This is a genomic window from Simplicispira piscis (assembly GCF_054783455.1).
Genome location: NZ_BAAGQN010000013.1, coordinates 88,433 through 107,052, shown reverse-complemented (window position 1 = coordinate 107,052; position 18,620 = coordinate 88,433). Strand labels below are relative to the sequence as shown.

The following is an 18,620-nucleotide window of genomic DNA, read 5'->3' as shown; positions in this document are numbered from 1 at the left end:
TGGTGCCGCGCCCCTTCGACGATTGGGCGCAGGCGCTGGGCCGAACGCCCGCCTCGGTGCTGGCGACGCTGCAGCAATGGCTGGACCAGGGCACGCTGCGGCGCATCGGCGCCATCGTGCGCCACCACGAACTGGGCTTTGACGCCAACGCCATGACGGTGTTCGATATTCCCGACGCCGCAGTGGACCGGTGCGGCGAGGCCCTGGCGTGCGAAACCGGCGTGACGCTGGCCTACCGGCGCGAGCGCGCCGAGGGCTGGCCCTACAACCTGTACTGCATGGTGCATGGCCGCGACCGTGCGGCGGTGCTGGAGGTGATCGCACGCGCGATGGGCAACGCAGGCCTGGCGCACTATCCGCACGAGGTGCTGTTCTCCTGCCGCCGCTTCAAGCAGACCGGCCCCCGGCGCTTCCGCGCCCTGCCCACCGCCACGGCACCGGACGCCGCCCTACCGGAGGTGCTCGATGCTGTCGCCGGATGACGCCCGCCTGCTGGAGCGCCTGCACGGCGACCTGCCGCTGACCGAGCGGCCCTTCGCCGATGTGGCGTTTGAGTTCGGCTGGACCGAGGACTACGTGATCGGTCGGCTCTCGGCCCTGCTGGACAGCGGCATGCTCACGCGCTTCGGCCCGCTGTTCCAGATCGAGCGCGCGGGCGGCCTGTTCGTGCTCGCCGCCATGGCCGTCCCCGAGGAGCGCTACGAGGCCGTCACGGCCCAGGTCAACGCCCACCCCGAGATCGCGCACAACTACCGGCGCGACCATGCGCTCAACATGTGGTTCGTGCTCGGCACCGAAACCCCGGCGCAGTGTGCCGCCGCCATTGAACGCATCGAGGCCGAAACGGGCCTCCCCGTGCTGGACTTCCCGAAGGAGCGCGAGTTCTTCGTCGAACTCAAGCTCCCCCTCACGAGCGGAGTGCAGCATGGCGCTTGACGATTTCGACCGCCAGCTGATCGCCGCCACCCAGGGCGGCCTGCCGCTGGTGCCGCGCCCCTACGACGCCGTGGGGCAACAGCTCGGCGTCTCGGGCCAGCAGGTGCGCGAGCGCCTGGCGCAGATGATCGAGAGCGGACTCATCCGCCGCATCGGCGCCGTACCCAACCACTACCGCCTGGGCTTCACGGCCAACGGCATGAGCGTCTGGGACGTGGACGACGCGCTGGTGGACCAGCTCGGCGAACGCATCGGCCAGCTGCCCGGCGTGAGCCACTGCTACCGCCGCCCGCGCCACCTGCCCAAGGCATCGCCGGGCCGCTCCCAAGATGCCGAGTCCCCCTCGGGGGGAGACGGTGTGCAAAGCACACCGACAGGGGGCATTTACTGGCCGTACAACCTTTTCGCCATGCTGCATGGCCGCACGCGCGCCGAAGTCGAACAGCAGGCCGAGCAGGTGCGCGCACTCCTGGGCGCGGCCTGCACGGGCCACGACATTCTTTACTCCACCGTGATCCTGAAAAAAACCGGATTGCGACTCAAGGAAAGCTGAACCATGTTCCGCATCAGCCAATACATGCGCGAGCTCGCGCAAGCCGAAAAAACCGGCCAGTACCCGCAGGCCGTGCACGTGCGCCGGGGCAGCGGCGGTGCCCCCGGCCCGGTCGTTATTTGGAACCTGATCCGCCGCTGCAACCTGACCTGCAAGCACTGCTACGCGCTCTCAGCCGACCACGACTACGAGGGCGAGTTGTCCACGCAGGAGGTGTTTGGCGTGATGGACGACCTCAAGGGCTACCGTGTGCCGGTGCTCATCCTCTCGGGCGGCGAGCCTTTGATGCGGCCCGACATCTTCGAGATCGCCGAGCGCGCCAAGGCGATGAAGTTCTACACGGGCCTCTCCACCAACGGCACGCTGATCGACGAACCCATGGCCGACCGCATCGCCGCCATGGGCTTCGACTACGTGGGCATCAGCCTGGATGGACTGCGCGAAACGCACGACTTCTTCCGCCGCCTCGACGGCGCTTTCGACCGCAGCCTGGCTGCTGTGCGCTCCCTGCACCAGCGCGGCGTGAAGGTGGGCCTGCGCTTCACCATGACGGCCATGAACGCGCACGACTTCCCGGCGCTGCTCGACCTGATGCGTGCCGAGGCCGTGGACAAGTTCTACTTCTCGCACCTCAACTACGCCGGGCGCGGCAACATCCATCGCGGCAAGGACGCGCAGTTCCAGGCCACGCGCGACGCGCTGGACCTGCTGTTCGAGCGCGCCTGGCAGTCCGCGCAGGAGGGGCGCGAGGAAGACTACGTGACCGGCAACAACGACGCCGACGGCCCCTATCTGATTCAGTGGGTGCGCGAACGCATGCCGCAGTGGGAGGCGCCGCTGCGCGAACGCCTCATCGCCTGGGGCGGCAATTCGAGCGGCGTGAACGTGGCCAACATCGACAACCTGGGCAGCGTGCACCCCGACACCATGTGGTGGCACCACGACCTGGGCAATGTGCGCCAGCGGCCCTTCTCGGCCATCTGGTCCGACACCTCCGAGCCGCTGATGGCCGGCCTCAAGGCCAAGCCGCGCCCGGTGGGCGGACGCTGCGCGTCGTGCCACTATTTCGAGATCTGTGGCGGCAACACCCGCGTGCGCGCCCAGCAGCTCACCGGCGACACCTGGGCCGAGGACCCAGGCTGCTATCTGCGCGACGACGAGATCGGGCTGGAGGCCGGCAGCGATGCACAGCGCGTGGCCCTCACGCCCTTTGGCCACCGCCGCCGCACCATCGACATCCGTGTGGAGGCTGAAAATGCGTAAGGCCCTGCACCACTGGATAGCGACCGCCGCCCGCATGGCCCTGGGCGCCGGGCTGCTGTGGATGGGCGCGGACATGGCCCAAGCCCAGGCGCCTGCCACCACCGCGCCCGTGGACGCCGCTGCACTCTACGGCACGCACTGCGCCAGCTGCCATGGCACGCAGCGCACCGGTGGCATGGGCCCGGCGCTGTTGCCTGAGAGCCTGGAGCGTCTGCGCAAGCCCGAGGCCCTGCGCGTGATCCAGCAAGGCCGCCCCGCCACGCAGATGCCGGGCTTTGCCGACACCCTGTCCGCAGCCGAAGTGACGGCCCTGGCCGCCTGGGTGTACCAACCCGTGACCCCGGCCCCGGCCTGGAGCGACAACGACATTCGCGCCTCGCGCACCGAGACCGCAGGCGCGCGCGATCTTGCGGCCCGGCCGGCCTGGAAGGCCGACCCGATGAACATCTTTCTGGTGGTGGAGGGCGGCGACCACCATGTCTCGGTGCTCGACGGCGACCGCTTCGAGGTCATCCACCGCTTTGCCAGCCGCTATGCACTGCACGGCGGCCCCAAGTTCACGCCCGACGGGCGCTTTGTGTTCTTTGGCTCGCGCGACGGCTGGATCACCAAGTACGACCTGTGGAACCTCACCGTGGTGGCCGAGGTGCGTGCCGGGCTGAACATGCGCAATGTGGCCGTCAGCGGCGACGGGCGCTGGGTCATGGCGGCCAACTACCTGCCGCGCACCGCCGTACTGTTCGACGCCGACCTGCAGCTCGTCAAGCGCTTCGACGCCACCACGCTCGATGGCAAGAGCGCCTCGCGCGTCTCGGCGGTGTACGACGCAGCGCCGCGCCACAGTTTTGTGCTGGCGCTCAAGGACATCCCCGAGGTCTGGGAAATCTCCTACGACCCCAAGGCCGGTCCGATTTACGACGGTCTGGTGCACGACTACAAGATGGGCGAGGCCATCGCCAAACCAGGCTACCAGAACGTACGCCGCACACCGCTGGACGAGCCGCTGGACGACTTCTTCTTCGACCAGAGCTACAAAAACGTGCTCGGCTCCACGCGCCCCAAGCCGGGTGCGGCCGGGGGCGCGCCCACGGCGCAGGTCGTCAACCTGGACGTGCGCCGCAAGATCGCCGAGCTGCCGATTGCAGGCATGCCGCACCTGGGCTCGGGCATCACGTTTGCGTGGAACGGCACCACCGTGCTGGCCAGCCCCAACCTGAAGGACGGCGCCATCGACGTGATCGACATGAAGACCTGGAAAACCGTCAAGACCATTCCCACGCCCGGTCCCGGTTTCTTTATCCGCAGCCACGAGAACACGCCCTATGCCTGGGCAGATTCGATGATGGATCCCAAGTCCAAAGACACGCTGACGCTGATCGACAAGAAAACTTTGGCGCCCATTGCGAGCCTGCGCGAACCCGGCCGCACGCTGGCGCACACCGAATTCACCAAGGACGGCCGCTATGCCCTGGTGAGTGTGTGGGAGGGCGACGGCGCGATCATCGTGTTCGACGCGCAAACGCTCAAAGAGGTCAAGCGCCTGCCCATGAACAAGCCTGTGGGCAAATACAACGTGTGGAACAAGATCACCCGCTCGGAAGGCACGTCGCACTGAGCTCTCCGTCTGCACAGAATTTTGATCGCGAATTCAACAACGAAGTGCATCGTATAAAAGCCGTGGGAGTTCACCGCCTGCCTGACCTAAGCGCTGGTGGCAAATTTCTGCCCGTGCACACTTGCTGTCTTCAGTCGGCCCCAAAAGTTTTTCGTGGGTGCATTGTCCAAACAATTGCCCTTGCGGCTCATCGATGAGCGCATGCCCCAGCCCTTCAAGGCATCCTGCATCTCATGGCTACCGCAGTCGCTGTGGAATATCAATCCCTCTGGCGGCCGGCGCCGCCACCATGCCATGGCCAAGGCATCCTTGACCAGGCTGGCCTGCATGTGCGACTGCAGGCTCCAGCCCACCACCTGACGACTGAACAGGTCGACAACCGCAGCCAGGTGAAGCCAGCTCGCGTCGGTGGCGATATAGGTGATGTCGCCACACTGCAGCTGGCTGGTTACCTCGGGGTTGAAGCACCGCTGCACCAAATCCGGCGCCACCGGCAAGCTGTGCTTGCTGTCGGTGGTCACCATGAACTTGCGCTTGGTCCTGGTCCGGATGCCGTGCTGCTGCATGAGCTTACGCACCCTGTCTTTGCCCACCCGGATGCCACGGGCCAGCAGTTCCTTGCGCATGCGCGGCCAGCCGTATTCGCCCTTGACCTGGGCGTGGATGACACAGATGTGGACCAGCACAACCTCGTCGCTGTGGCGAACGCCAGGCCTGCCAACCATGTCCTGGGGCAGCGCAGCCAGTTGAAGTAGCCGCTGGCGCTGACCTCCAGCACGCCACACGAAACACTTACCGGGTACTGGCGCCTCATTTGGTGAATCCAGGCGTACCTCGCAGCGTGTCCTGCGCGAAGTACGCCGCGGCTTTTTTTGCGATGTCACGCTCCATGCGAAGCCGAGCCACCTCAGCGCGCAAGCGCGCTATCTCCATCTGCTCGGGCGAGATCTTCGCCTCCTTGTCATCGCCACCGGCACTGCTCAATATCCCTTGGCCGCCTGGCGTACCCAGTTACACAGGCTGGCCTTCGGTATCCCCAATACCTTGGCCACCACCGCAATCGCCTGGCCCGCGCGCACCTGACGCACCGCCTCCAGTTTGAATTCCTGCGTGTACTGCGCACGCACCTGCTTTGCTGTCATCTCTTGACTCCTTGTCGGTATTTTTAACAAAGCGAATAACTCCACTTTTTTCAGGAGGCAAGGTCAGTTTGGTACTTCTTCATGAAACCACATGAAGCTTGTCCAATTTCTGGGGAGTCAGTGTTGACGCTAACGATAAATCTGCTATAGTTCTATAAACAAACATTAGTTCTACATAAGAACTTTATTACAAATGGAGACAACTGGCTATGCAGTTGAGTGTTGAAGAATTGGCGAAATGCGCCGCGTCTGCAGAACTGGCCCCCTTGCTGTGCGCCTTGGCAGAAGCGACCGGCGATAGAGCCCTGCTGGAAGAGAGCTTTCGCCCCAAGCTGCAAGCCGAAATGATCGTTGTGCCCGCTGACGGCGGAGTGGATGCCGACGTGGCCAAACGCGCCCGCGAACGGATAGTTGATTCGCTGGCGCGATGGATGGAGCAAGGTCAGCCAGCGCCCGCGAAGGTGATTCCTGTCGACGACCTGATTGCATTCATGACTGCGGGCGATACCGAGCATGCAGCCTTGCTCCGCGAAGAGCTGGGCGGGAAAGTGGCGGGAGGCATGCCAGGCTGGAGCAAAAAGGAAATTGCTCCTGAGCGTGAATTCCAGGTGGCCATCATCGGTGCTGGGCCATCCGGTCTGGGCATGGCATATGAACTAGCACGAGCGGGTGTGAGCTTCACTGTGTTAGATATCAACAGTGATGTGGGTGGCACGTGGTATCTCAACACGTATCCCGGGTGCCGACTGGACACAGGCCGCCTGTCGTACAGCTATTCTTTCGCACAGCGCAAAGACTGGAAGCATTTCTTCACCAAGCAAGAAGATCTGCTGCGCTATTACCAGGAGTTCGCGCAGGACAGCGGTCTTCAGGGCTGCGTGGCTTTCCATAGCGAAGTGGTGAGTGCCGTTTATTCCCCGGACAGCGCGCGCTGGGTGCTTACCATCAAAGATACGCGAACAGGCGAGCAGCGCCAGCAGACGTTCGACGCTGTGGTGAGTGCTGTTGGTGTATTACACCAACCCAAGATTCCGCACTTTGAGGGCGCAGATCAATTTGACGGAAAAGTAATTCACTCGGCACGCTGGCAGCACGACATCGATTTGCGCGGCAAGCGCGTAAGCATCATCGGAACAGGCGCAAGCGCGTACCAAATTGCCCCTGCCATCGCAAAAGACGTCGCCCAGCTCAATGTGTTCCAGCGGTCTGCGCCCTGGATGCTGCCCACTCCTAAATACCACCACGAGGTGCCGCAGGAGGAAAGAACACTGATAGAGAAGCTGCCGAACTTTCACCGATGGCTGCGCCTGTGGGAGTTCTGGCATTCGACCATCGGCAAGTATGCGCTGACCAAGGCCGATCCTGCATGGGAGGACGAAGGGTCGGTATCCGAGCCCAATCAAAGGTTTCGGCAGGACCTCGAAACAAGAATCAGGGCCCAATATACCGATCGAGCGGACTTGGTGGAATCGGTGATTCCCAAATACCCCGTGGGTGCGAAACGTATGCTCCGCGACAACGGTGTCTGGGCCACCACGCTGAAGTCTCCCAATGTAAAGCTGGTGACAGATCCGATCACGCATTTTGTGAAGAACGGCATCGTTACCAGCAACGGAGACGTGCACCAGAGCGACCTGATCATCTGCGCGACTGGGTTTGATGTCAGCAACTACCTAGGTACGTTTGAGGTCATCGGAAAGAATGGAACCAATCTGCGCGAAAAGTGGGGTGACGAAGCGCGTGCATACCTGGGAATAGGTATTCCAGGCTTTCCCAACTTCTTCTGTCTCGCAGGGCCAAACACTGGACTGGTGGCCATTGGTAGTCAGACCTTCATGTCCGAGTGCGGCATTCACTACGTCAGCCAGACTATCCACCACCTATTGAAACACCAATTGCAGACGGTGGAGCCGACGGACCAAGCCTATTCAGCGTTCATCCAATGGGTTGACGATGGGAATCGGGCGATGGCCTGGGGCGCCGCAAAGATCCAGAGCTGGTACCGCAATAGCAACGGAACGGTAGTGGCGAGCTGGCCCTATCCGCTGCTGACATATTGGCAGGCAACGCGATCAGTGGATCCGAGCGCCTTCGCGACACAGCCACTTTGAGTCGCCACTGCATCGCGATCAATCGGCGCTAGACGCCGTTCACTCTTCATGGCTGGCTACTGCCTCCGTAATCGGCGCGTAATCGCTGTGCGACGTTTCCCACAACAACATCCCTAGAGATCACACCATGACATCACTGCAAGAACACTACTTGAAGATCGGACCCGTGCGCACGCGCTATTTCGAAGGTGGCACACGGGGCAAAACAACAGTCATGTTGATTCACGAAGGCGGGTTCGGTGCGGACGCCTTGAACACCTTCGGAAAGATGACCGAGTTTCTCGCAAAGGACTACCACTTGGTGCTGCCCGAGATGCTGGGATTCGGAGGGACCGACAAGGCGGTATTCTTTGGAGAGAACCCCTACGAACCCCGTTTGCGCCATTTGTCCGCGTTCATGGATGTGTTGTCCATGCAGGCCGTGCACGTGGTGGGGAACTCGTTTGGCGGGGGCGTCACGCTGCGTCTCTCGCTTCGCCCCGATACCGCATGGCGCATGCGATCGGCGACCAGCATTGCGGGTACGGGCGGCCCATACCGCACCCCAGAAGGCATGAAGGGCGCATTTGAGTACATCCCCAGTTTGGAGGCTGCGCGGGTGCTAGACACGTGGATTCTGGGGGAGGGTACCCAGGATGAGGAGCACTCTCGCGCTCGGTATGAAAGCAGCATGCGCCCTGGGCAATGGGAATCCATGGCGGCCGGAAAACTGCGCAATCCTTCTTTGCCTGAATCATCCGGCCCCGTCGTGTGGGATTTCCCTGAATCGCTCAAGGGTAGCCGTGTCCCGACACTGCTGATTGCGGGTACCCAGGACCGCATGCTCGAAGCCGGCTGGGAGAAAAAACTGGGCGAGCACATCGCCGATGTGCGTTATGAGTACCTGGAAAGCGGACATTCTCCGAACATTTCCAAGCCGGCACAGACCGCCGCGGTGCTCCAACGTTTCTTCGAAAGCGTCGACTCCGGTCATAGCAGCGAAGCAAGGTAATGAAGCGATCTGATCAACTACCACGGTGGCGTGGATACTTCGCCGCGTCTCCAACGCCTTTCACCGCGTCCGGCGACCTCGATATAGACGCACTCAAGAAGACCCTCGCCTGGTTCCTCGGTGAGGAGCCGCATGGCATTGTGGTGAACGGCACAACGGGTGAGTGGTTTGCACAAACGCTGGCTGAACGCAAAAGTGTGCTCGAAGCGGCGCGGGAGGTCGTGCCTTCAACCCTGCCACTGCTGGTGGGTATATCGAGCATCCTGCCGCACGAATCGATCGAACTTGCGCAACATGCAAAAGTGGCCGGTGCGGATGGACTGTTGTTGACGATTCCGCCGTCCAGAAGGCTGACGCACGCAGAGATTCATCGGTTCTACAGTGAAATAGCCGACCGGGCAGAGCTGCCCCTGTTGATCTACAACGTTCCCGGTGTCACAGGATACGACCTGCCGACAGAACTCATACACGAGCTCATGTCGATTGAAGGGGTCGTAGGGGTCAAGGACAACACACCCTCGCTGACTGCAAGACTGGCCACGATGCGCGCGCTGGGGAAAGACCGCTTGGCGTTTTCCGATGTGCTCGATCCTGAGTCGTTCGACGTCATGGTCCAGGAGAACTTGGGTTGCGGGCAGATCGGAAGTGCTATGCCATTGGGACGCTCCATGGCAGAAGCCTTCGAACAGGTGTGGGCAGGCGATGTGCCAGCGGCAAGAGTGACCGTCCAGCGGTTGAGCCGGTTCAAACGAGAGGTTCTCGAAATGATGGAGCCGGGGCAGCCATGGCACGCCCAGGTCAAAGCAATGCTGTACGTCACTGGCGTTGACGCTGGATACCCACGGGGCCCGTCCCTCTCGCTGCGAACTCAGCCAGAGCGGCTCGAAGCGCTGCGCAGATTGATGTCGCGCTACCTCTGAATCCCCCAGACGCCACGAAGCTGAGGCAAGCCGCACTCCGCGCGCCGATGAATCAATACGCAACCTGTTAGATCCACCATGCACATCTACTTTGAAGCCAAGTTCCGAGCCCAACGTTCAACATTGATCTTCGGCTCATCCCTAGGAGCCGACAGCCGCATGTGGGCACCGCAGGTTGAAGTTCTTTCTGAGACATGGAATACCGTGACCGTGGATATGCGCGGACACGGTCGCACGCCGATCAGCGAGGATCGTCCTTCCATCGAGATGTTGGCTGATGACATCGTAGCGGTGGCGGATCGGCTCGGCGTTCAAGACTTCGCCTTCTGCGGCTTGTCGATCGGGGGCGTGATAGGCCAATGCCTGGCTGCCCGTCATCCGGAGCGGGTGAAATCACTCGTGCTTGCCGCGACGGGACTCACCATCATGACACCGGTACTGTTGCAAGAACGCGCGAACCGCGTCCTGGCAGAAGGCATGCCATGGATTTCTGAGGTCTCTGCGCCACGGTGGTTCACGGAAGAGTTCCGCAGCAAAAATTCGGATGCAGTGGAAGCAAAGATGGCAGCCATGCGCAGCTTGCATCCGCGCGGATACGCCGACGCCTGCATGGCGCTGAGTGGCTTCGATGGTCAGGCCTACGCGGGAAAGATCAAGGCGCCAACCTTGGTGATTTCAGGCGCGATGGACATTGCAACTCCCCCGACATCTGGACGGCAATTGGCCGTTGCCATCGACGGCGCGGTCTATGCCGAAATTCCCAATGCGTCCCACCTCTGCAACATGGAGCAGCCCGAAATCTTCAATCAGCTGCTACAGGAGCACTTGACCCGAACGATGTGAGCAGATGCACAGCATCGTGCCACCGTCGATCAATTTTTCGCCTTCGTCCTCACCCTAAGAAACCGGAGACAGCTATGAAACTGAAATCAGCACTTCTTTCCCTTTTTGCCTGCGCGGCGCTGGGCACCTCGCTCGCCGTCTCTGCCAAGGACGACGCCATTCGCATTGGGACTTTCAATCCTGCCACCGGACCGGCGGCAGCGGTTGGTGACCCGGAGCTCAAGGCTGTCCGCCTGTTCGTGCGCTTGCTCAACGAGCAGGGTGGTGTGGCAGGAAAGAAAATTGAACTCATCGAGTACGACGATCAGTCCAAGTCCGCTTTGGCCGTAAGCTATATGAAGCGGCTGATCGAAAACGACAAGGTGGATATTGTGATCGGAGGCGGTGTCTCCGGCCATGCTTTGGCAGCCGCACCCATTGCAGAAGCAGCTCAAATCCCGTTTGTCGCTATGGGTTCGACGAGCCGCCTCACAGAGCCAGTGCGCCCCTGGGTGTTCAAGGTGGCGGCCAGCGAGTCACTTACAGCGGAAAAGACGTTTGTTCATATGAAGAACCGCGGAATCACCAAGGTGGGACTGTTGTCTTCCACTTCTTCCTTTGGTGCGTCGGGGCAGCAATCGGTGCGTGAACTCGTCAAGAAGATGGGAATGACGCTGGTCGCGGATGAGCAGTACGCAGACGCCGATAAGGACATGTCGCCTCAGCTGAACACCATCCGCAACAAGGGTGCAGAAGCCGTCTACATCTTTGGCATCGGCGCCGGGGTTGCGATCGCTGCGCGCAATCATCATCAATTGCAGATCAACAAGCCACTGTACGTGGCAACCGGCAACGCCACCGACCGCTTCATTGAATTGGCAGGTCCGGGAGCCGAGGGCGCTGTGATGTCCACGATCGCAATGCCTATCGCGTCGCAGCTGCCGGCCACCGACAAGCGTCGTGAATTGGTTGAAACGCTGGTTCGTGAGTACGAGAAGGAATACAAGATCGAAACCTCCGCGTTTGCAGGTACAGGTTTCGACGCGTTGATGATCGCTGTCGACGGCATCCGTCGCGCAGGTGGATCTAAGGATCGCAAGAAGTTGCGTGACGCGCTGGAGGCCACCAAAGACCTGGTCTTGATCAACGGCACCTACACCTATTCGCCGACGGATCACGCCGGCCTCGGTATCGAGTCGGTGTACACGATGCGGGTGAGCGGCAAGAAATTCGTTCCGGAAAACGACAAACCCTGACGGGCTAGTACAGAGCGACACCGCTGAAAGGTCTTAGTATGGACGGGCTTCTGCAGTTGGCGATTTCCGGAATCGCTATGGGATCGATCTACGCACTCGTGGGATTGGGCTATGCGTTGATTTACAACGCCAGCCATGTGGTCAATCTCGCACAGGGTGAGTTTGTGATGCTCGGTGGAATGGGGGCCGTGTCGCTCTATGGGTTTGGCTTACCACTGCCTGTGGCCATGTTCCTCGCGGTGTTCGGAACGACAGTGGTGGGCGTGTTGATGTCTCGCTTGGTCATCGAGCCGCGCCATCGCGAATCCATGTTGTCGCTCATGTTGCTCACGATCGGCATGGGCATCATCTTTCGGGGGATCGCCATCCTGATCTGGGACAAAGAGACGCATTCTCTGCCTCCTATTGGCAGCGGTGAGTTGATCAACATTGCGGGCACTACCATCGTCCCGCAAACCCTGTGGGTTGTCGGATTGATGATCATCGCAGTGTTCGTTGTGGATACGTTTTTCCGCCGCAGTCGTCATGGCAAGGCGATCCTGGCGGCCTCAGCGAACCCCACGGCGGCGCTATTGTTTGGAATCAGCATACGTACGGTACTGCGTCTGAGCTTTGCGCTGTCTGCTTGTCTCGGAGCACTGGCCGGCATCCTTGTCACGCCGTTGACGCTGGCGTCCTACGATTCTGGACTTGGCCTGGCCATCAAGGGCTTTTCAGCGGCCATTATTGGTGGCATGGGCAACGGCCTGGGCGCTGTGGTTGGGGGACTGCTTCTGGGCCTTACCGAGGTGATGGCAGCGGGCTATCTGTCGTCAAGCTACAAGGATTTGATCGCCTTGATGGTGATTCTCTTGGTGATGCTGCTGGCACCCAATGGGATTTTTGGTAAACGACAACTGAACCGCGTATGACATCTCCACTCTTTCGCCCAGAGAGGCTTGGACTTCTTGTCTTGGCCCTCGTCATGCTGGTGCTGCCGGTCGTTTTTTCCGGCAACCAACTATTTTTCAATGTCTCCAACAGCGTCGGGATTAAGGCACTGTTGTGCTTGGGCTTGAGCCTGTTGTTGGGGTTCGCAGGGCAGATTAGCCTGGGTCATGCAGGCTTCTTTGCTGTCGGTGCCTATGGCTCGGCGCTGCTAACAGGTAAAGCGGGATTGCCCGCTGTGGTGGCGATATTCGCTGCGGCATCGGTGGCGGGGTTCATCGCGTGGATCATCGGACGTTCCATTCTCCGCTTGAGCGGCCACTTGCTCGCGATGGCGACGCTGGCAATGGGATCGATGATCTATATCGTTTTGAATCAGCAAGTCGACTGGTTCGGAGGACCAGATGGGATCTCTGTAATGCCGCTATCGGTGGCGGGCTACGTTGTCAAGGGCGAGCAGACTTGGTATGCCGTGATCTGTGCGGTGCTGCTGATTGCCACCTGGTTGTCCTTGAATCTGGTGAATTCGCCAATTGGCCGAGCATTGATAGCCATGAAAGGCTCGGAAGTCACAGCACAGGTGTCGGGCATTGATGTGGCGCGCTACAAGTTGCTGATTTTCGTGATCTCGGCGGTGTATGCGAGCTTGGCAGGCAGCCTGTTTGCTCACTATATGGAATTCATCACGCCTGGTGAGGCAGATCTTCTCTACTCGTTTGAAATTTTGATCGTAGTGTTGCTCGGCGGTATGGGGTCGATATTTGGAGCTATCGTCGCAGCTGCCATTCTCATCTCCATGCCACATCTGCTTTCGCAGTTTCACGACTATGAGATGCTGATCTTTGGCTTGGTGCTCGTGCTTGTGATGATGTTCTTGCCCCGCGGTATTGTCCCGACGATTGTTGAAAAATTCCGTAGGAGGACGGCCCATGCTGCGCGTCAGTGATGTGGAGATGAAGTTCGGTGGGGTCAAGGCTCTAAGCGATGTCAGTTTCACTATTGAAGCCGGATCGATCGCAGCCATCATCGGGCCGAACGGCGCGGGCAAGACCACGTTGTTTAACGTGGTCAGTGGCCTCTACGTGCCCTCGCGCGGGTCCATCACTTGGGATGGCGCTGAGCTGATTGGCTTGCCACCACACCGTTTGGCCGAAAAAGGCATTGCCAGGACATTCCAGAACCCGCAATTGCTAGAAGGCGCGACCGCTCTCCAAACGGTGCAGATTGGTTGCCATATCTCCGCCCACCGGTCACTGCTGGGAGCGTTGCTGAGATATGCGCCCTTCCGGCGAAGTGAAGTCGCTTTGCGCCAGCGCAGTCTGGAACTGCTTGAATTTGTGGGACTTGGGGCGTTCGCACAGGCACCCGCTTCGTCGCTGTCTTACGGTCAGGTCAAGCGGCTGGACATTGCACGCGCGCTGGGTTGCCAGCCGCGTTTGTTGATCATGGATGAGCCTGCTGCAGGCTTGAACGGGGCCGAAACGCAGGAACTAAAGACGTTGATTCAAAAAGTTGCCGCTAGCGGCATCACAGTGGTTCTCGTTGAGCACGACATGAAGTTGGTGATGGAGCTTTCGGAACACATTGTGGTGCTCAATTATGGGCAGGTGCTGACGCAGGGAAAGCCGGCGGAAGTGCGCGCAAATCCGCAGGTGCTGGCGGCATATCTTGGCTCCGATGCACTGGAGGAAGCATGACTTTCCTTGAAGTGAGCAACTTGCGCGCCGCCTACGGGCGCATTGAGGTGCTGCGCGGCCTCTCCATGAATGTACAAGAGGGAGAAATCGTTGCGCTGATTGGCGCGAATGGGGCTGGAAAGACGACTCTGCTGCGTGCGTTGTCGGGCATTCATCCGCTGTCCGGCGGAGAAGTGGTGTTTGCGGGGCAGAACATCTCCCGTGCCTCTCCACGTACGCGGGTGCAAATAGGTATTGCCCAGGTGCCCGAGGGACGCCAGGTTTTCGGCCCGCTCAGTGTCAAGGACAACTTGGTGATGGGCGCGTATGTGCGCGCACAGGATGCCCTGCAGGATGACATCGAGCGCATGTTTCAGCTGTTTCCGATCCTGCGCGACAAGCAGGAGTTGGCGGCTGGTACGCTGTCTGGAGGTCAACAGCAGATGCTGGCCTTTGCGCGTGCAATGATGGCACGTCCCAAACTGCTGCTGTTGGATGAGCCCAGCATGGGGCTCGCGCCAGTGATTGTGGAAGATGTTTTCCGCACCATTGAACAGGTTCGGCGAGAAGGCACCACGGTGCTGCTTGTTGAGCAGAACGCGCACTTGGCTCTACGGGTGGCCGATCGCGCCTATGTGATCGAATCCGGGCAGATGGTGCTGGATGGCAACAGCCACGACGTGCGACGGAACCCGCAGGTGCAACAGGCTTATCTGGGCCTATGATCATGGGTGCTTGAGCGGTCGAATCATTCGATTCGACCGCCGACGAAAGTACGGATGACTGCGATGGCCACAGGAGACCACCGCAGCACGCGCTTAGACTTTCTCCAGCACCATGGCAATACCTTGGCCTACGCCAATGCACATTGTGCAAAGCGCGTAGCGACCCGCATGTGCATGCAAACGGTTGACGGCTGTCGTGACCAAACGTGCACCGCTCGCGCCCAGTGGGTGACCGAGTGCGATGGCACCTCCCCAGGAATTGACGCGCGCATCGTCGTCCTTCAAGCCGAGCATGCGCAGCACTGCCAGACCTTGCGCGGCGAAGGCTTCGTTCAGCTCGATGACATCCATCTGGTCGAGAGACAAACCCGTTTGAGCGAGCACTTTGAGGGTAGCAGGAGCAGGGCCAATGCCCATGATTCGTGGCGCCACGCCGGCCACCGCCATGCCCACCACACGGGCGCGAGCTTGCAATCCGAACTTTGACGCGTTGGCTTCATCTGCCAACAACACGGCACAGGCCCCATCGTTGACCCCCGAGGCGTTCCCCGCAGTCACTGTGCCATCGGGACGCACTACACCTTTGAGTCTCGACAACGCTTCAAGGTTGGTCTCGCGAGGGTGTTCGTCCTGATCAACGACTGCGTGCCCCCCCTTTTTTTGTGGAATGCGGACAGGGACGATCTCGCGCGCCAAATGTCCGGCCTGAATGGCTGCCAGCGCGTTTTGTTGACTGGCCAACGCCATGCGGTCCTGCGCCTCTCGTTCGATACCAAACTCCTGCGCCACGTTTTCTGCCGTTTCCGGCATGGAATTGACACCGTACTTTTCCTTCATGAGTTTGTTCACAAAGCGCCATCCGATGGTGGTGTCATGCACAGCACTTGCACGTCCGAACGCGGTCTCGGACTTGGGCATGACAAACGGCGCGCGGCTCATGCTTTCCACGCCGCCCGCAATCATGAGGCCCGCTTCCCCAGCCTTGATGGCGCGCGCGGAAGTTCCCACCGCATCCAACCCCGATCCGCAGAGGCGATTGATGGTCGCACCGGGTACATCGACCGGCAAGCCTGCCAATAGGCTCGCCATGCGCGCCACGTTGCGGTTGTCTTCCCCGGCCTGGTTGGCGCAGCCGAAGAGCACATCGGTCATTGCTGCCCAGTCAACTCCTGGATTGCGTTCCATCAATGCCACGATGGGGATAGCCGCCAAATCGTCGGTACGAACACTGGACAACGCGCCACCATACCGACCAAAGGGTGTACGAATAGCGTCACAGATGAAGGCTTGAGGAGTGGTCATACGGTGCTTGCATTCATGGTTCTGGAGAAAGTGTGAGTGCTGTCAGACGCAAGCTGCTACTGGAAGTCCAATCATGGCTTCGAGTTCAACTAGGCTCAGACCGGGCACTGTGTCGAGGAGGAGCAAACCCGCGGGCGAGCACTCCAGCGTGCACAAATCGGTATAGACCCTAGAAACGCAACCGATGCCGGTGAGGGGGTAGTTGCATTGGGCAACGATTTTGCAGTCCCCCTTCTTGGTCATCAGATCCATCATGACCCAGGTCTGCTTGGCGCCAACCGCCAAATCCATGGCGCCACCGACGGCTGGTATTGAGCCTGGTTCGCCGGTGCTCCAGTTCGCCAAATCTCCCGTGGCGGACACTTGAAATGCTCCCAATACACAAATATCCAGGTGGCCACCGCGCATCATGGAAAAGCTGTCGGCCTGATGGAAGAAGGCGCCGCCTGGCTGCAGGGTGACGGGTTGTTTGCCCGCATTGATGAGGTCGTAGTCCTCATGCCCAGTTGGTGGTGGTGGGCCCATGCCAAGGATCCCATTCTCGCTGTGCAGAATGATTTCGCGATCTGGAGGAATGTGGTTGGCGATGAGCGTGGGTTGCCCGATGCCGAGATTCACGTAGGCGCCATCGTGGATGTCTTGGGCCACGCGGCGGGCCAATTCATCCTTGGTTCGTCTTTTGTAGTGGATCACACTGGGTCCTTGACTTGAGGTACGTAGTCACGCAACGCGTGTCCCGCTACAGGCTGTTTAACGCCAACAGCCTGAGTTGCCGTGCGTGCCACCTTCACAACGTGACTCACGAAAATTCCCGGTGTAACGATGGACTCGGGGTCCAGTGTCCCCAACTCCACGACTTCATGAACAGAGGCAACGGTAACTTTCGCTGCAGTGGCCATCACCGGGCCGAAATTGCGGGCCGACATTCGATAGGTGAGGTTCCCCCAGCGGTCACCCCGCTCGGCTTTGACCAGAGCCACGTCTCCCCGGATGGGGTACTCCAGCACGTACTGCCGGCCATCGATTACTCGGGCTTCCTTGCCGCGGGCCAGTTCCGTGCCATAACCTGTGGGGCAGTAGAACGCTCCCAGACCCGCGCCTGCGGCTCGCAGGCGTTCCGCGAGATTTCCCTGGGGCACCAGTTCCAACTCGATCTGCCCGCTACGGTAGAGCCGATCAAATACATAGCTGTCAGGCTGTCGTGGAAAGCTGCAAATGATCTTGCGCACCCGCCCCGTATTCAGCAGCGCAGCGAGCCCATGGTCTGCGTTGCCAGCGTTGTTGTTCACCAGGGTCAGGTCGCGCGCGCCTTGAGCAATCAGGCCGTCGATCAACTCGGAGGGGATGCCTGCAGTGCCAAATCCCCCTACCAGAACAGTGGCGCCATCTTTCACCCCCGACAGGGCCTCGGCCACCGACCCCACAATCTTTTTTATCATCGAGAACTTTCGCGCTTTGCTTGTGTAGGTACCTTAGCTATGTTCTAATATAGAACATGTGTTCGTATAAAGAAGTATAGCTCGTCCCCTTATGTTGTCGCAACCGTCGCTACCCCAGGATCCGAAACCAAGTGACAGCTATGTGCAGTCGTTCGCACGAGGGTTGGAAGTAATACGCTCGTTCAGTGCCGCAGCGCCCGAACAGACCTTGACCGAGGTGGCGACCCGAACCGGTTTGACTCGGGCTGGGGCACGCCGCATCTTGCTCACCTTGCATACCTTGGGATACGTCCACTCCGATGGCAAATACTTCCGCTTGAGTCCACGGATCCTGGACCTCGGATTTGCCTATCTGACCTCGCTGCCCATCTGGAACCTCGCAGAGCCGGTGATGGAAGGTTTGGTGGCCGATGTGCGGGAATCGTCCTCTGCAGCTGTGTTGGATGAGCTCGACGTCGTTTATGTGCTGCGTGTGCCAACGCACAAAATCATGCGCACCAGCTTGGGTGTGGGCTCGCGCCTGCCGGCAACCATGACCTCCTTGGGCCGAGTCCTCTTGGCGGGTCTCCCTACAGACGTATTGAGACAGCGCCTCGCAGCACGTCCTCTTGAGCGGCTGACGGCCTACACTACTACCGACACGGATGTCTTGTTGCAGCGTATCGATGAGGCGCGACGGCAGGGCTGGTGTCTCGTGAACCAAGAGCTCGAAGAAGGGCTGATCTCCATTGCTGCGCCGTTGGCAGACCGTACTGGGCGGACCGTGGCCGCACTCAACATCAGCGGGCAGGCCAATCGCACCACTCCCGACGTCATGCGCGAGACATTGCTACCGCACTTGTTGCGCGCTGCGCGTACGATTTCCCGCATGATGGGTGCGCCGGGCGTTTGAATGTAGCCGCTCCCCGCAGCCGGGCAGGGGAATGAACGTAGTCAGTCCTT

Annotated in this window: 18 protein-coding genes and 1 pseudogene; 15 read left to right on the top strand and 4 right to left on the bottom strand. The window is 60.3% G+C overall.

Annotated features, from left to right (window positions below; all coding sequences use genetic code 11):
* From ahbB to ACYVOC_RS07870, 5 genes are all read left to right on the top strand, one after another.
* Positions 1 to 482, top strand: a 482-nt coding sequence (gene ahbB / locus ACYVOC_RS07890) for a siroheme decarboxylase subunit beta (protein ID WP_461161410.1), incomplete at its 5' end; no start/stop codon positions are given.
* Positions 466 to 936, top strand: a complete 471-nt coding sequence (locus ACYVOC_RS07885) for an Lrp/AsnC family transcriptional regulator (protein WP_116005086.1) — start codon at positions 466 to 468, stop codon at positions 934 to 936. The genes ahbB and ACYVOC_RS07885, both read left to right, overlap by 17 nt.
* Positions 926 to 1,489, top strand: a complete 564-nt coding sequence (locus ACYVOC_RS07880) for an Lrp/AsnC family transcriptional regulator (RefSeq protein ID WP_461161409.1) — start codon at positions 926 to 928, stop codon at positions 1,487 to 1,489. Before ACYVOC_RS07885 ends, ACYVOC_RS07880 begins: the two co-directional genes overlap by 11 nt.
* Positions 1,490 to 1,492: 3 nt before the next feature.
* Entirely contained in the window at positions 1,493 to 2,752 is a 1,260-nt protein-coding gene (gene nirJ / locus ACYVOC_RS07875) for a heme d1 biosynthesis radical SAM protein NirJ (protein ID WP_461161408.1), read from the top strand.
* Between the two features lie 61 nt (positions 2,753 to 2,813).
* Positions 2,814 to 4,367 carry a cytochrome D1 domain-containing protein gene (locus ACYVOC_RS07870; protein ID WP_461161475.1) on the top strand — a complete coding sequence of 518 codons (1,554 nt, stop codon included), beginning with the start codon at positions 2,814 to 2,816 and terminating at the stop codon, positions 4,365 to 4,367.
* Between the two features lie 95 nt (positions 4,368 to 4,462).
* On the opposite strand, the pseudogene ACYVOC_RS07865 reads toward ACYVOC_RS07870, so the two are convergent.
* Positions 4,463 to 5,509: pseudogene (locus ACYVOC_RS07865) on the bottom strand (IS3 family transposase); the annotation flags it as partial.
* A gap of 209 nt (positions 5,510 to 5,718) precedes the next feature.
* Between ACYVOC_RS07865 and ACYVOC_RS07860 the strand changes: the two are divergent.
* The 9 genes from ACYVOC_RS07860 (at position 5,719) to ACYVOC_RS07820 (ending at position 14,937) form a co-directional block, all read left to right on the top strand.
* Entirely contained in the window at positions 5,719 to 7,620 is a 1,902-nt protein-coding gene (locus ACYVOC_RS07860; RefSeq protein WP_461161407.1) for a flavin-containing monooxygenase, read from the top strand.
* A 127-nt stretch (positions 7,621 to 7,747) separates the two neighbouring features.
* Entirely contained in the window at positions 7,748 to 8,611 is an 864-nt protein-coding gene (locus tag ACYVOC_RS07855) for an alpha/beta fold hydrolase (protein WP_461161406.1), read from the top strand.
* On the top strand, positions 8,611 to 9,531 hold the full coding sequence (locus ACYVOC_RS07850; protein ID WP_461161405.1) for a dihydrodipicolinate synthase family protein: 921 nt from the start codon (positions 8,611 to 8,613) through the stop codon (positions 9,529 to 9,531). Before ACYVOC_RS07855 ends, ACYVOC_RS07850 begins: the two co-directional genes overlap by 1 nt.
* Before the next feature lie 78 nt (positions 9,532 to 9,609).
* Positions 9,610 to 10,374 (top strand): alpha/beta fold hydrolase, encoded by a 765-nt coding sequence (locus ACYVOC_RS07845; protein ID WP_461161404.1) that lies wholly within the window; start codon positions 9,610 to 9,612, stop codon positions 10,372 to 10,374.
* 74 nt (positions 10,375 to 10,448) lie between these two features.
* Entirely contained in the window at positions 10,449 to 11,609 is a 1,161-nt protein-coding gene (locus tag ACYVOC_RS07840) for an ABC transporter substrate-binding protein (RefSeq protein ID WP_461161403.1), read from the top strand.
* A gap of 38 nt (positions 11,610 to 11,647) precedes the next feature.
* Positions 11,648 to 12,520, top strand: a complete 873-nt coding sequence (locus ACYVOC_RS07835; RefSeq protein ID WP_461161402.1) for a branched-chain amino acid ABC transporter permease — start codon at positions 11,648 to 11,650, stop codon at positions 12,518 to 12,520.
* Entirely contained in the window at positions 12,517 to 13,482 is a 966-nt protein-coding gene (locus ACYVOC_RS07830; protein ID WP_461161401.1) for a branched-chain amino acid ABC transporter permease, read from the top strand. The genes ACYVOC_RS07835 and ACYVOC_RS07830 overlap by 4 nt, the downstream gene beginning before the upstream one ends.
* Positions 13,466 to 14,233, top strand: coding sequence for an ABC transporter ATP-binding protein (locus ACYVOC_RS07825; RefSeq protein ID WP_461161400.1), 768 nt, complete (start codon positions 13,466 to 13,468; stop codon positions 14,231 to 14,233). The genes ACYVOC_RS07830 and ACYVOC_RS07825 overlap by 17 nt, the downstream gene beginning before the upstream one ends.
* Positions 14,230 to 14,937, top strand: coding sequence for an ABC transporter ATP-binding protein (locus ACYVOC_RS07820; protein WP_461161399.1), 708 nt, complete (start codon positions 14,230 to 14,232; stop codon positions 14,935 to 14,937). The genes ACYVOC_RS07825 and ACYVOC_RS07820 overlap by 4 nt, the downstream gene beginning before the upstream one ends.
* Positions 14,938 to 15,030: 93 nt before the next feature.
* On the opposite strand, the gene pcaF is transcribed toward ACYVOC_RS07820, so the two are convergent.
* Genes pcaF through ACYVOC_RS07805 form a run of 3 tightly spaced genes read right to left on the bottom strand, consistent with a single transcriptional unit; the run spans position 15,031 to position 17,678 of the window.
* Entirely contained in the window at positions 15,031 to 16,239 is a 1,209-nt protein-coding gene (pcaF, locus tag ACYVOC_RS07815) for a 3-oxoadipyl-CoA thiolase (RefSeq protein ID WP_461161398.1), read from the bottom strand.
* 42 nt (positions 16,240 to 16,281) lie between these two features.
* Positions 16,282 to 16,929 (bottom strand): 3-oxoacid CoA-transferase subunit B, encoded by a 648-nt coding sequence (locus tag ACYVOC_RS07810; protein WP_461161474.1) that lies wholly within the window; start codon positions 16,927 to 16,929, stop codon positions 16,282 to 16,284.
* Complete coding sequence (locus ACYVOC_RS07805) at positions 16,929 to 17,678, bottom strand: 3-oxoacid CoA-transferase subunit A (protein ID WP_461161397.1); 750 nt, start codon at positions 17,676 to 17,678, stop codon at positions 16,929 to 16,931. Before ACYVOC_RS07805 ends, ACYVOC_RS07810 begins: the two co-directional genes overlap by 1 nt.
* A gap of 91 nt (positions 17,679 to 17,769) precedes the next feature.
* Between ACYVOC_RS07805 and ACYVOC_RS07800 the strand changes: the two genes are divergently transcribed.
* A complete protein-coding gene (locus tag ACYVOC_RS07800) occupies positions 17,770 to 18,570 on the top strand; it encodes an IclR family transcriptional regulator domain-containing protein (RefSeq protein WP_461161396.1) in 801 nt (266 codons plus the stop codon).
* Positions 18,571 to 18,620: the final 50 nt, after the last annotated feature.